Source organism: Rhodosalinus halophilus, assembly GCF_003298775.1.
Classification (GTDB): Bacteria; Pseudomonadota; Alphaproteobacteria; order Rhodobacterales; family Rhodobacteraceae; genus Rhodosalinus; species Rhodosalinus halophilus.
Window position 1 is genome coordinate 91914 of sequence record NZ_QNTQ01000010.1, and the last position, 13833, is coordinate 105746.

General features: G+C 68.1%; 12 protein-coding genes. 3 read left to right on the plus strand and 9 right to left on the minus strand.

What is annotated here, in order from left to right:
• The first annotated feature begins 1 nt into the window (after position 1).
• Positions 2-1318 (plus strand): FkbM family methyltransferase, encoded by a 1317-nt coding sequence (locus DRV85_RS11645; RefSeq protein ID WP_113289640.1) that lies wholly within the window; start codon positions 2-4, stop codon positions 1316-1318.
• A gap of 167 nt (positions 1319-1485) precedes the next feature.
• Here DRV85_RS11645 and gyrB read toward each other — a convergent pair whose 3' ends face one another.
• The 8 genes from gyrB to mutM all read right to left on the minus strand — a co-directional run bounded on the left by gyrB (position 1486) and on the right by mutM (position 11043).
• Positions 1486-3903, minus strand: coding sequence for a DNA topoisomerase (ATP-hydrolyzing) subunit B (gyrB, locus tag DRV85_RS11650; RefSeq protein ID WP_113289641.1), 2418 nt, complete (start codon positions 3901-3903; stop codon positions 1486-1488).
• A gap of 70 nt (positions 3904-3973) precedes the next feature.
• The gene (locus DRV85_RS11655; protein ID WP_113289642.1) at positions 3974-4594 is read right to left on the minus strand and encodes a LysE family translocator; all 621 of its coding nucleotides are present in this window, start codon (positions 4592-4594) and stop codon (positions 3974-3976) included.
• 19 nt (positions 4595-4613) lie between these two features.
• Positions 4614-5714, minus strand: a complete 1101-nt coding sequence (recF, locus tag DRV85_RS11660; RefSeq protein WP_113289643.1) for a DNA replication/repair protein RecF — start codon at positions 5712-5714, stop codon at positions 4614-4616.
• A 68-nt stretch (positions 5715-5782) separates the two neighbouring features.
• Positions 5783-6901: a DNA polymerase III subunit beta gene (gene dnaN, locus DRV85_RS11665; protein ID WP_113289644.1), complete on the minus strand. Its 1119-nt coding sequence runs from the start codon at positions 6899-6901 to the stop codon at positions 5783-5785.
• 156 nt (positions 6902-7057) lie between these two features.
• Positions 7058-8422 (minus strand): chromosomal replication initiator protein DnaA, encoded by a 1365-nt coding sequence (gene dnaA, locus DRV85_RS11670; protein WP_113289645.1) that lies wholly within the window; start codon positions 8420-8422, stop codon positions 7058-7060.
• Positions 8423-8923: 501 nt separating this feature from the next.
• A complete protein-coding gene (rpsT, locus tag DRV85_RS11675) occupies positions 8924-9187 on the minus strand; it encodes a 30S ribosomal protein S20 (RefSeq protein ID WP_113289646.1) in 264 nt (87 codons plus the stop codon).
• A 165-nt stretch (positions 9188-9352) separates the two neighbouring features.
• Positions 9353-10129: an enoyl-CoA hydratase gene (locus DRV85_RS11680; RefSeq protein ID WP_113289647.1), complete on the minus strand. Its 777-nt coding sequence runs from the start codon at positions 10127-10129 to the stop codon at positions 9353-9355.
• Between the two features lie 62 nt (positions 10130-10191).
• Entirely contained in the window at positions 10192-11043 is an 852-nt protein-coding gene (gene mutM, locus DRV85_RS11685; RefSeq protein ID WP_113289648.1) for a bifunctional DNA-formamidopyrimidine glycosylase/DNA-(apurinic or apyrimidinic site) lyase, read from the minus strand.
• Between the two features lie 98 nt (positions 11044-11141).
• On the opposite strand from mutM, the gene ubiE reads away from it, so the two are divergent.
• Both ubiE and ubiB read left to right on the plus strand, forming a co-directional pair.
• A complete protein-coding gene (gene ubiE / locus DRV85_RS11690) occupies positions 11142-11906 on the plus strand; it encodes a bifunctional demethylmenaquinone methyltransferase/2-methoxy-6-polyprenyl-1,4-benzoquinol methylase UbiE (protein WP_113289649.1) in 765 nt (254 codons plus the stop codon).
• Between the two features lies 1 nt (position 11907).
• Positions 11908-13440, plus strand: a complete 1533-nt coding sequence (gene ubiB / locus DRV85_RS11695) for a 2-polyprenylphenol 6-hydroxylase (RefSeq protein WP_113289650.1) — start codon at positions 11908-11910, stop codon at positions 13438-13440.
• Positions 13441-13537: 97 nt separating this feature from the next.
• Here ubiB and DRV85_RS11700 read toward each other — a convergent pair whose 3' ends face one another.
• Positions 13538-13738, minus strand: a complete 201-nt coding sequence (locus tag DRV85_RS11700) for a hypothetical protein (RefSeq protein ID WP_113289651.1) — start codon at positions 13736-13738, stop codon at positions 13538-13540.
• Between the last annotated feature and the right edge of the window lie 95 nt (positions 13739-13833).

A 13833-nucleotide genomic window follows, 5' to 3' on the forward strand; every position in this document is an offset into this window, starting at 1 on the left:
GATGGCGAAGAGCCGCAAACGCGAGAAGAAGGTCTCGAAGACCGCCAAGGGCCGAAACGCCGCCCTGGCGAAAGCCGGGAAGCGCTCGAAAGCGACGGCGCGCGGAACGTCTCCTGCCGCGACGGCGGCACGCGATCTTTGGCGCGCGGGCGACTGGCCGGAATTGCAGCGCAGGGCTGCAAAGGGCGTTACGGAGCATGCAGATGACGTCGATCTTCTGCTGCTCTCCGCCGCAAGCGCGTTCCGGGAGCAGGAGGCGAGTGCGTGCCAGGATTTGCTGGCGCGGGCGGCGGAGCTTGGTGCATCAGGACAAGAGCGAAGCCGTCTGCTGTTGTCGGGCCTGCGCGATTCGCTCGGCGCCGCCTGTTGCGCGGCGGGCGACCAGTCCGCGGCGCGCGCTCATTTCGAGGCAGCGCTCCGCCTTTTGGAGCCCGACGGCGTCGCGAGGCTCGACGTCTTCAAGCGTCACATGCGCGAAGCTGCACGGCTCGGCCTCTTGGCAGATGCCGCCGGCATGATCGAGGCCGATCTCGACGCTGCGGCCGAGCAACGCGCTGAAGACGATCCGAAGGTCAGGACCCTGCAAAGCGAACTCGAGTTGCTCCGGCACGAACTGTCGATCGCCCTTCGGCGCGGTCAGATCGGCACGCGACCCGAGCCGCAGCCGGAACGAGAAGACGCACATGCCATCGAGACCGACGAGGTGCGCCGGCGCGCGACCTCTCAACTCGGGCAGGAACTGTGGGTTCTCGAACGCACAGGCTACAAGCGCGGTGGTTTCTTCGTGGAGTTCGGCGCGACGGACGGCGTTCTGTTAAGCAATACCTACATGCTCGAGACGGATTTCGCATGGGACGGGATCTGTGCCGAACCCAATCCCGCGTTCCTGGCGGACCTGCGCGCGAACCGTCGATGCCGCATCTCCGAGGCCTGCATTTCGGACCGAACGGGCAAGCGGGTCGAATTCATCTTTGCGGATGCCTATGGGGGCTTCACGCAACACGCGGAGAGCGATCAGCACGCCAACAAGCGCGAGGCGTACCGCCGGCAGGGTGCGACGGCCGAGCTGACGACGATCTCGCTGCACGACTTTCTGCTGTCAGAGGGAGCGCCGCGCAGGATCGACTATCTCAGCATCGACACGGAAGGCAGCGAATACGAAATCCTGGCGGCCTTCCCCTTCGACGAATGGGATATCCGGCTCATCACGGTCGAGCACAACTTCACGGACCAGAGACGGCAGATCTTCGATCTGCTCTCGCGCCACGGCTACGCGCGAACCGAAGCGCAGTGGGACGACTGGTACGAGAAGACATAGAATGGCATCGGTTCGAGGGGATCGCCGGCCCCTGTAGCGCGTCCAGCGTTTCAGGACATGACGCCCCGCCCGCGCGGCCCGGCACGTGAGTGGCGCAATCAGGGCGCTAACAACCTGTCGAATCCGAACGCCTCGCCGGTCGGCCACCTCTTTCGCGGAACCGTTGTTCAGAAGTCGAGGTTCGCCACGCTCAGCGCATTTTCCTGGATGAACTCGCGGCGCGGCTCGACCACGTCGCCCATCAGCTTGGTGAAGAGGTCGTCCGCCTCGGCCATGTCCTCGACCCGCACCTGGAGGAGCGTGCGCGCCTCGGGATCCAGCGTCGTTTCCCAGAGCTGGTCGGGATTCATCTCACCCAGCCCCTTGTAGCGCTGCAGCGACAGGCCCTTCTCACCCTCGTCGAGGATGGCCTGCAGCAGGCCGAGCGGGCCATAGATATCGGAATACCGCTCCTTGCGCATCAGGCGGGCCGGCGCGCGGTAGATCTCCTGGAGCGGCTGCGTCATGCCGCCGAGCTTGCGCGCCTCACCGGAGCGCAGCGCCTGTCCGTCGATGATCCGCACCTCCTCGACCCCGCGCACCACGCGCGAGAGGCGCAGGCCCTTGTCCTGCGTCGGGCGGCCCTGCCAGCCGCGCTCGTATTCCTCCGCGATGAGATCCAGCCGCTCGGCCACGCGGTTCGCCACGCCCTGAAGGTCGGCGTCGGCCTGCCCCTCCTCGAAGGCGCCGGCGATGGCGGCCTGTTCGAGGATGTGACGGGGGTAGTGCGTCGGGAAGGCGTCGAGGATGCGGCGCACCTGCCGCGCCTCCTGCACCACGCGCTGCAGGTCGGGGCCCGCGATCTCTTCGCCGCTGCCGAGCCGCAGGGTCGCGCCCTCGGTGCCCTGGTCGATCAGGAAGTCGGTCAGCGCCGCCTCGTCCTTGAGATAGACCTCGGACTTGCCGCGCCCGACCTTGTAGAGCGGCGGCTGCGCGATGAAGAGATGCCCGTGCTCGATGAGCTCGGGCATCTGGCGGTAGAAGAACGTCAGGAGCAGCGTGCGGATGTGCGCGCCGTCCACGTCGGCGTCCGTCATGATGACGATCTTGTTGTAGCGCAGCTTCGAAAGGTCGAACTCGTCGCGCCCGATGCCGGTGCCGAGCGCCATCACGAGGTTGCCGATCTCCTGGCTCGAGAGCATCCGGTCGAAGCGCGCGCGCTCCACGTTCAGGATCTTGCCCCGGAGCGGCAGCACCGCCTGCGTGCGCCGGTCGCGGCCGGTCTGCGCGCTGCCCCCGGCGCTGTCGCCCTCGACGAGGAAGAGCTCGGTCTTTTTCGGGTCCTTCTCGGAGCAGTCCTTGAGCTTCCCGGCGAGGTAGTTGACGTCCATCGCCGACTTGCGCCGCGTCAGCTCGCGCGCCTTGCGCGCAGCCTCCCGCGCGAGCGCGGCCTCGACGATCTTGCCGACGATGGTCTTGGCCTCGGCGGGGTGCTCCTCGAACCAGAGGGCGAGGCGCTCGTTCATCAGGCTCTCGACCGCCGGCCGGACCTCGGAGCTCACCAGCTTGTCCTTGGTCTGCGACGAGAATTTCGGGTCCGGCACCTTGACCGAAAGCACGCAGGTCAGCCCCTCGCGCGCGTCGTCGCCGGTGAAGGTCACCTTCTCGCGCTTGGCGATGCCGCTGTCGGCGGCGTAGCGCGTCAGCGTCCGCGTCAGCGCGCCGCGGAAGCCGGCGAGGTGCGTGCCCCCGTCGCGCTGGGGGATGTTGTTGGTGAAGGGCAGGACCGTTTCGTGGAAGCTGTCGTTCCACCACATGGCGATCTCGACGCCGATGCCATCGCGCTCGCCATCGATGTAGATCGGCTCGGACATCAGCGGATGCTTGTGCCGGTCCAGATACTTGACGAACTCGCGCACGCCCCCCTCGTAGCAGAGCTCGCTGCGCAGCGGCTCGGCGGGACGCTCGTCCTCGAGAATGATGCGCACGCCGGAGTTGAGGAAGGCGAGCTCGCGCAGCCGCCGCTCCAGCGTCTCGAAGGAATAGTCGAGATCCGAGAAGGTATCGAGCGAGGCAAGGAAGCGCACCTCGGTGCCCTGCTTGCCCTCCGCGTCGCCGACCTCGCGCAGGTGCTCCACCGTCTCGCCACGCTCGAAGCGGGCGTAATGCGCCTTGCCATTGCGCCAGATCCTGAGCTCCAGCCAGTCGCTGAGCGCGTTGACGACCGAGACGCCCACGCCGTGCAGGCCGCCGGAAACCTTGTAGGAATTCTGGTCGAACTTCCCGCCGGCATGCAGCTGCGTCATGATGACCTCGGCGGCCGAGACGCCCTCTTCCTGATGGATTTCCACCGGGATCCCGCGGCCGTTGTCGGTGACCGAGACCGAGCTGTCGGCGTGGATCTTCACGTGGACGTAGTCCGCATGGCCCGCCAGCGCTTCGTCGATGCCGTTGTCCACGACCTCGTAGACCATGTGATGCAGGCCCGAGCCGTCATCGGTGTCGCCGATGTACATGCCCGGCCGCTTGCGCACGGCCTCCAGTCCCTTGAGAACCTTGATGGATTCAGCGCCGTATTCGTGCGGCGCCGGCGCGTCTGCGGCCATGCCCGTGAACCTCTTCGTTTGTGCCGGGTTTATAGGCGCTCGGGCGGGCAATGTCACGCGCACCGCAGGGCTACCAGACGGGTATCGCGAGCCCCACGGCGATCAGCAGCGCACCTGCCACAAGATTGGTTCGCCGCAGCGCCGCGGGCGAGCTCAGCCGCCGCTTCGCCCGGTCCACCAGAAGCGCGACGGCAAGGTTGCACAGCAACGGCACGATCATCGAGATGAAGACGATCACGGCGATGTCGGCCGCGGTCACGCGCGACAGATCGAAGAACCCGGGCAGCACGCCCATGTAGAACAGGATCGCCTTGGGGTTGCCCAGGATCGCGGCGAGCCCGGCGAAGAACCCCGCCCAGACGCCCGGCCGCGTGAGCCGGCTGTCCGCCCCGATCGCGCGGCCCGCGTTGCGGATCACGACGATCCCCAACCAGACGAAGACCACCGCGGCCACGAGCCTCAGCGCCGTCATCGCGCCCGCATAGCTCGAGATCACCCAGGCGAGACCCAGGAGCGCCAGCAGGGACCAGAGGGCGTCGCCGATCACCACGCCCGCGGCGAGCGGCCAGGCGGCGCGAACGCCGCCCGCAAGGGTCCGCGCCGTCAGCGCCATCCACACCGGCCCCGGCGTCAGGAAGAGCGCGAAGACCGCGGCGGCGTAGAGCGCGAGATCGGACGGCGAGAGGGTCATGATCCTCCATCGCCCGGCCTCAGAGCGGGCGCAAGTGCGACTCGCCCCCCGCCTCCGTCACCTCAATCCGCTGCGCGCGGTCGCCCAGCGCCTCGAAGAGGTCCGGCCCCGTGCCGGTCATCCAGGCCTGCGCGCCCAGCGCGCAGACCTCGTCATACAGTGCGGCCCGGCGGCCGGCGTCCAGATGCGCCGCCACCTCGTCGAGCAGCAGGATGGGCGCCGCTCCGATCTCGCCGGCCAGAGCGCGGGCGTTGGCGAGCACCAGCGAGATGAGAAGCGCCTTCTGCTCGCCCGTCGAGCACTCCGCCGCGGGCATACCCTTCTCGGCGTAGGTCGCGGCCAGGTCGGCGCGGTGCGGCCCGATCAACGTCCGCCCGGCAGCCAGGTCGCGCCGCCGCCCCTCGGCGAGCCCGGTCGCCAGGGCCTCTTCCACCTCCGGCATCTCTTCTGGGTATCGCACGCCCAGTTCCGCGGCCGGAAAGGCGGTCTCCGCCGCAGCCTGCGCCGCCTCCACCCGGTCGAGCGCCGCACGCCGCCCCGCCGCGATCGCCGCTCCGGCCCGCGCCATCTGCGACTCGAGTGCGGCATACCAGGCCGGGTCGCGCAGATCCTCCTTCAAGAGCCGGTTGCGCTCGCGCATCGCCTTCTCGTAGGCGAGCGCCGCCTCCCCGTGCTCGGGAAAGAAGCTCAGCGCGATCCGGTCGAGGAACCGCCGGCGCCCGTCCGCGCCTTCCGTCCACAGCCGGTCCATCGCCGGCGTCAGCCAAATCACACGCGCGAGCCGCCCCAGCGCCAGCTGCGGCGCGCTCTTGCCGTCGACCCGCAGCTCCCGCGCGCCGCCCGCCTCGCACCGCATCTCGATCTCGTGCGCGTGGCCGAGACTCTGCAGCACGCCCACGACCTTCCAGCCCAGCGCCTCCGGTTTCCGCGACATCTCCTGCACGGCGGCACGCCGCATCCCCCGCCCCGGCGAGAAAAGCGAGACCGCTTCGAGCAGATTCGTCTTGCCCGCCCCGTTCGGCCCGAAGATGGCGATCGGCCGTCCGTCGGCCGCGACCTCCGCGCGCCGGTGCGAGCGGAAATGCGAGAGCGCCAGATGGGACAGATAGAGGCCCGGCACCCCCGGTCCTTCCTCTTGCAAGAAATCCCCCCGCCGGAGGCAGCCGCGTCAGCGGCTCAGACGGCGGCTCACACCCGCATCGGCATCACGACATAGATCGCCGAGGCGTCGTCGCCCTCGCGCATCAGCGTGGGATCGCCGGAGGAGTTGAAGAGAAAGACCGCGTTCTCGCGATCTACCTGGCTCGCGATCTCCAGCAGATACTTCGCGTTGAAGCCGATCTCGAGCCGTTCGTCCTGATAGGCCACGGCCAGTTCCTCTTCGGCGGCGCCGCTGTCGGGGGCGTTGACCGAGAGGACCAGCCGATCGTCCTCCATCTGCATCTTCACTGCGCGCGAGCGCTCGGAACTCACCGTCGCCACGCGATCCACGGCCTTGGCGAAATCGGCTGCGTCGACCTCGAGCCGCCGGGTGTTACCCTGTGGAATGACCCGGGCGTAGTCGGGGAAGGTGCCGTCGATCACCTTCGAGGTCAGGGTGATGTCGGGTGTAGCGAAACGCACCTTGGTCTCGCTGACCGAGACCGCGATCTGCGCCTCGTCGTCGTCGAGCAGCTTGCGCAGCTCGCCCACGGTCTTGCGCGGCACGATGACGCCCGGCATCTCCTCGGCGCCCTCGGGCAGGGCGGCGTCGATCCGGGCCAGGCGATGGCCGTCGGTCGCGACGCAACGCAGCACGCGGCCTTCCTCGCCCTCGGCCACATGCATGTACACGCCGTTGAGGTAGTAGCGCGTCTCCTCGGTCGAGATCGCGAACTTCGACTTGTCGAAGAGCCGACGGAGCACCGGCGCGGGTGCTGCGAAATTCGCCGTGTATTCCGAGGAGGCCATCACCGGGAAGTCCTCCTTGGGCAGGGTGGCGAGCGAGAAATGCGACCGCCCCGCCGTCACCGACAGCCGGCCCGAGGCGCCGTCGTCGGCCAGGGTGACCAGCGCGCCGTCGGGCAGCTTGCGCACGATCTCGTGCAGGGTCACGGCGCTGACGGTGGTGCCGCCGGCGCGTTCGACCTGCGCCGGGGCCCGGTCCACGACCTCGATGTCGAGATCCGTGGCTCGGAACCGGACGTCGGAGCCCTCCGCCTCGATCAGCACGTTGGCGAGGATCGGGATCGTGTTGCGCCGTTCCACGACCGACTGCGCCTGCGCCACGGCCTTCAGAAGCGCGCCGCGCTCGATGCTGATCTTCATTCGTCTGTCCCTCCGTTCCGGCCGGAGGCACACCCTAGCCGGTTGCCCCTGCCGCACAAGAGTTTTGCGGTTTTGTCGGCCGGATCGCGGCACCCGTCAAGAGCGCCGCCCGGAGCGATGACGCGCCAGAATGCGCGAGACCGGATCGCGCGGCGCTCAGGCCTCCAGCGCACGCCGCAGGATCTCGAGATCCTCGGCGATCTGGTTGTCCTTCGCGCGCAACTCCTCGATGCGTTTCACGCCATGCATGACGGTGGTGTGATCGCGGCCGCCGAAGCTGCGCCCGATCTCGGGCAGCGAGCGCGCGGTGAGCTGCTTGGCCAGGAACATCGCCACCTGCCGCGGCCGCGCCAGGCTGCGCATCCGCTTGGGCCCGATGAGGTCGGACAGCCGGATGTTATAGTGCTCGCTCACCTTGCGCTGGATTTCCTCGACGGTGATCTTGCGCTCCGACGCCCGCAGGATGTCGGCGAGGCAATCCTGCGCGAGATCCATGTCGATCGGCCGATCCACCAGCGAGGCGAAGGCGAAGAGCCGCGTGAGCGCGCCCTCGAGCACGCGCACGTTGTTGGAGATGCGATGCGCGAGGAACTCGAGCACACCCTCGTCGAGATGAAGATCGGGATAGATGGCGCGGTGCTGCTCGACCTTGGACTGAAGGATTCCGAGGCGCAGTTCGTAATCGGTCGGATGCAGATCGACGACGAGGCCGCACTGCAGACGGCTCTTGATCCGGTCCTCGAGATCCTTGATCTCGCCCGGGGAGCGGTCGGCCGAGATGATGATCTGCTTCTGCCCGTCCACCAGCGCGTTGAACGTATGGAAGAACTCTTCCTGCGTGCTGTCCTTGCCGGCGATGAACTGAACGTCGTCCACCATCAGCACGTCGACCGAGCGGAAGAGCTCCTTGAAGTCGAGCATCCGCCGCTCGCGCAGCGCCTGGATGAAACGATACATGAACTGCTCTGCCGAGAGGTAGAGCACGTTGAGCTCCGGCCGCTTCTCGCGCAGCTCCCAGGCGATGGCGTGCATCAGGTGCGTCTTGCCCAGGCCCACCCCGCCATAGAGGAAGAGTGGATTGAAGGTGACGGGGCCGCCCTCGGCGACGCGGCGCGCAGCGGCGTGGGCGAGTTCGTTGGGCTTGCCCACCACGAAGGTCTCGAAGCGGAAGCGTGCATCCAGCGGCGCGCCGGGCAGGTTCCCGTTTCGGGGCGCGTCGTCCGTCTCCGCCTTCGCCGGCTCAGGCTCGGGCGCGGGGCGCGTCGGCCGTTCCTCCACATGCCGCGGGACGGTGAAATGGATGCGCCGCACGTCCGATCCCGTCGCCGCGATCTGATGCAGCAGCAGGTCCCCGAAATTGTCCGACACGTAGCTGCCCATGAAGTTCGTGGGCACATGGAAGGTCGCCACCCCGTCGGACACCCCCGCGAAGGCGAGTGGCTTTATCCAGTTGAGATAATTGTTCTTCCCGACGGTGCGCTCGAGCGTTGCCTGCAGCTGTCCCCATTCTTCCTTCGTCATAGCGTCCCAACCATGCCCCATGCTTCGCCTCCATCGATGCCGCCACGGATCGCCCAAACCGCGTGTGGCACGCGTACGACCAACCACCCGGGAAACACCGCGGCGCGGCGCCGGACACGCTTCGCATGCACGAAACGCAGCCCGGGTCCGGAGCATCGGACCCGTTGCGTCACATGCGGCACGCGCGGCGTGCACCAATGGACTGGCTCGACAGGAGCGCCAGGCTCCCTGACCGCAGACCGCGGCTTACCCTTCAACGGGCACACGACCGATCCCGTCCCCACTGGATCGCTGCCGTGAAGCCTGTCCCCCCAAGGCGATGTGACTCGCAGGCATGAAGTTACCAATCGCCTAAGAGCCGCGGCAACTGAACTTGTCGCTTGACTCGGATTCCCGACAGAAAGAATCCCCGCGCCTTTGCCCCGCCCCGCGACACGAAAAAGAGCGCTCCGGGCGGAGCGCTCTTTTCGCTTCAGACGCTTGTCGGGCAGTAACGCGGCGTCAGCCGAGCGCCTTGACGCGTTTTGCCAGGCGGGACACTTTTCGCGCAGCGGTGTTCTTGTGCAACACTCCCTTGGTGACGCCGCGCATCAGCTCGGGTTGTGCAGCGCGCAGGGCCTCGGTCGCGGCCGCCTTATCGCCCGATGCGATGGCCTCCTCGACCTTGCGCAGGAAGGTCCGGATACGAGAGCGCCGGGCGCGGTTGATGTCGAAGCGCTTGGCGTTCTGACGCGCGCGCTTCTTGGACTGGGGCGTGTTCGCCATGAGGTTCGGTTCCTTCGGGTTCGTCGTGCTTCGCAAACTCTGGACCACGCGACGCGCCCGCCGTCCTCCGGGACGGACCGACTCTTGCCTGAGCGGGCATCACGCGCATGTCGCGCGCGGCTATAGCGCAGCGCGCGCGCGATGAAAAGCCCCGCGAGCCCGGCGTCACCGGTCGCGGAACTGCGCCTCGCGCTTCTCGAGGAAGGCGGCCATCCCCTCCTTCTGATCCTCGGTGGAGAACAGCGCGTGGAACAGCCGCCGCTCGAACCGTATCCCTTCGGCAAGCGAGGTCTCTTCGGCGCGATTGACCGCTTCCTTCACGGCCATCGTGGTGAGCATCGAGCGCTCCGCGATCTTCTGCGCGGCGCTCTGCGCCTCTTCCATCAGGTTCTTGGCCGGCACCACGCGGCTGACGAGTCCCGCGCGCTCGGCTTCCTGGGCGTCCATGAACCGCCCGGTGAGGTGCATGTCCATGCTCTTGGCCTTGCCGACCAGGCGCGTCAGCCTCTGCGTGCCGCCGATCCCGGCGATGACGCCCAGGTTGATCTCGGGTTGGCCGAACTTCGCGGTGTCGGCCGCTATGATGAAGTCGCACATCATCGCCAGCTCGCAGCCGCCGCCCAGCGCGTAGCCCGCCACCGCCGCGATGATCGGCTTGCGCACGCGGGCGATGGCGTCATGCTCCGACCCGAAGAAGTCCGAGAGATACATGTCGACGAAGCTCTTCTGCGACATCTCCTTGATGTCGGCGCCGGCGGCGAAGGCCTTGGACGACCCCGTGAGGATGACACAACGCACCTTGTCGTTGGCGTCCGCCTCGCGCAGCGCTTGAGTCAGCTCGCCGAGCAGCCGCGAGTTGAGGGCGTTGAGGGCGTCGGGGCGGTTGAGCTTGATGGTTGCGACGTGGTCTTCGTGTTCCACGACGATCGTCTCGTAGGCCATGAACCCGGCTCCGATGGTGTCGGTCAGGGGCTCTTGCTAGCACTCTCGCGACCCGGTTCAAGCTATCTTTGACACGCCGGGCAGTAGAAACTCGAGCGTCCCGACTGCACGATCCGGCGCACGGTGCCCTCGCAGCCGGCGCGGCGACACGGCGCGCCGGCGCGACCGTAGACATCGAACGCGTGCTGAAAATAGCCCAACTCGCCGTCCGCCTGCCGGTAGTCGCGCAGCGAGGAACCTCCGGCGGCGATGGCGTCGTCGAGCACGGCGCGGATCGCCGGCACCAGCCCCGCGAGACGCCGCGACGCCACGCGATGCGCCCGCCGGACGGGCGATATACCGGCGCGAAAGAGCGCCTCGCAGACATAGATGTTGCCCAGCCCGGCCACGACCTTCTGATCGAGCAGCGCCGCCTTCATCGGCATCCGCCGGCCCCGCAACCGGGCGACGAGGTAGTCTTCGCTGAACGCATTGCCCAGCGGCTCCGGCCCCAATCCGGCCAGAAGCTTGTGCCGCTCCACCTCGGCGGTGGGCATCAGGTCCATCGCCCCGAACCTGCGCGGATCGTTGAAGGTGATCCGCGCCCCGCCCTCCATCTCGACGAGGACGTGGTCATGCGCCGAGGGCGCGGGATGTGCATGCACGAAGTCCCCCAGGATCCGCCCGGAAACCAGCATCCGCCCGGACATGCCCAGGTGCATGAGCCAGGTCTCGCCGGTGTCGAGCTCCGCGAGAATGTACTTCGACCGGCGGCCCAGCCGCTCGACGCGCGCGCCGGTCAGCCGCTCCGCCATCCGCTCGGGGAGCGGCCAGCGCAGGTCGGGCCGGCGCACCTCTGCCGACAGGATTCGGCGGCCCTCCATCACGGGGGCGAGGCCCCGCCGGACCGTTTCGACCTCGGGCAGTTCCGGCATCGATGCTCCTTCACGGGTCGGATCGCCGCACGGCGGCGCATTGCAGGCCCCCGCGGGCGCCCTATAAGAAGGCGCGGACACAGGCACGGCAAGGGCCCATGACCGACGAGAGTCCCGAAAGCGCAGGCGCGACCACCCACTTCGGCTTCGAGACCGTGCCCGAGGCCGAGAAGGCGGGCCGCGTGCGGGGCGTCTTCACGTCGGTCGCGGCGCGCTACGACCTGATGAACGACCTGATGTCCGCCGGCGTCCATCGTCTATGGAAAGACGCGATGATGGACTGGCTCGCGCCGCGGCCGGGCCAGCATCTGCTGGACGTGGCGGGCGGCACCGGCGACATCTCCTTCCGCTTCCTGCGCCGGGCGGGCGATGCGCGCGCCACCGTGCTGGATCTTACCGAATCGATGCTCGCCGAGGGCCGGCGCCGCGCCGAAGCCGAGCACCTGGCCGACCGGCTCGACTGGGTCGTGGGCGACGCGATGGCCCTGCCCTTTCCCGACGCGAGCTTCGACGCCTACACGATCAGCTTCGGCATCCGCAACGTCACCCGGCCCGAGGCCGCGCTGGCAGAGGCGTTCCGCGTTCTCAAGCCCGGCGGGCGGCTGATGGTGCTGGAATTCTCGCAGCTGGCCGTGCCCGCGCTGCAATGGGCCTACGACCGCTATTCCTTCAACGTGATCCCCTGGCTGGGCGAAATCGTGACGCGGGACCGCGCAAGCTATCAGTATCTCGTCGAATCGATCCGGCGGTTCCCGGATCAGGAGCGGTTCCTCGACATGATCCGGGCGGCCGGCTTCGAACAGGCGAAGTACCGCAACCTGACGATGGGCGTCGCCGCGCTGCATTCCGGCTGGAAGCTCTGAGGTGCGTGGCCCGCACAACATCTGGCGGCTGATTCGCACCGGCGCCACCTTCGAGCGCACCGGCGCGATGCGCGCGGTGCTCGACGCCATGGAGGCGCCGCGCCCCCTGCGCGTCGCGGCGCGTGTGCTGGGCTGGCCCTTCACCTGGCTGGGCTACCGGGGCGATCCCTCGATGCCGCCCATCACCCGCGCGCTCACCGCGCTTGGGCCGGCCTACATCAAGTTCGGCCAGGTGCTCTCGACCCGGCCTGACGTCGTCGGTCAGGATCTGGCCGACCAGCTGCGCGTGCTGCAGGACCGGTTGCCGCCGTTTTCCGTGGACGCGGCCAAGAGCACCATCCGCGAGGAGCTTTCCGTCGAGCCCGACAGCGTTTTCGAGGAGTTCGGCCCGCCGGTCGCCGCGGCCTCGATCGCGCAGGTGCACAGGGCGCGCCTCGCCACGACCGGCGAACAGGTCGCGGTCAAGGTGCTGCGGCCGGGGATCGAGCGCGCCTTTCGCCGCGACATAGACGCCTTCTATTTCGCCGCCCGTCTGGTCGAGCTGCTCTCGCCCGCCTCGCGGCGGCTCAAGCCGATGGACGTGATCGGCCATTTCGAGGGCGTCGTCTTGGGCGAGCTCGACCTGCGGCTCGAGAGCGCGGCCGCTTCCGAATTCGCTGCCAACACGAAGGACGATCGGGGCTTCCGCGTGCCGCGCATCGTCTGGCCGCTCTCGGGACGGCGGGTGATGACGCTCGGCTGGGCCGAGGGCGTGCCCCTGGGCGACAATGCCGCGCTCGATGCGGCCGGGCACGACCGTCGCGCGCTCTCCGAACGGGTGCTGCAGCTGTTCCTGCGGCATGCGCTGCGCGACGGATTCTTTCACGGCGACATGCACCAGGGGAACATGAAGGTGGCCCCGAATGGCGACATCATCGCCTACGACTTCGGCATCATGGGCTACATCGACCCCTATACGCGCCGGGTCTATGCCGAGATCCTCTACGGCTTCATCCGCCGCGACTACCTGCGCGTGGCCGAGGTGCACTTCGAGGCCGGTTACGTTCCGCCCGACCGCGACGTGCACGAGTTCGCCCGCGCCCTGCGCTCGGTCGGCGAGCCGATCTTCGGCATGGACGCGACGCGCATCTCGATGGGGCGGCTTCTGGCCTATCTCTTCGAGGTCACGGAACGTTTCGGCATGGAGACGCGCACCGAACTGATCCTGCTGCAACGCACGATGGTTGTCGTCGAGGGAGTGTCCCGGTCGCTCAACCCGCACATGAACATCTGGGAGGTCGCGCGGCCGGTGGTCGAAGACTACATAAAGGAAAGCATCGGGCCGCGCGCCGTGGTCAACGATCTGATCGAGGCCGCGCGCGTCCTGTCGCGTTTCGGTCCGCGCCTGCCGCAGCTGATCGAAGAAGCGCTGATCCGACAGGCCGACACGCCGAAAGACGAGCACGGGCCGTCGGTCTGGCGCCGTGGTGCCTGGACCGCCGCGGGCGCCGCCGGCGGCGCCGGGCTCGCGCTTCTCGTGATCGCGCTGGTTTGACGGCTGCCCACAGAGCCCCTCCGCCGGCGGAACCCGCCGCGAAAATGAAAAGGGCGACCCGAAGGCCGCCCCAAAACCTCAACGTGCCCGACTCGGGTCAGGTATCGTCGTTCGCGGCAACTGCAACCACGGCAGCGACGCCGCCGATCACCGCCCACACCGGAACGGTCGGCACGGCCTGCGACGAAACCACCGGGTTCTGCGCTTTGGTGAACGGATCGGCCGACTCGGCGAAGGCCGGCGCAGCGGCGGCTGCGGCGAGTGCCGCGGCGGCAGCGAAGGTCGTGAACGTCTTCATGATGCTCTCCTGACTTACGATCTCGGGCGCGCGGCCCTTGGGGATGAGTTAGCGTGTAACGCAGCGTCGTTCAAATGTCCACGCTGCGATACGCA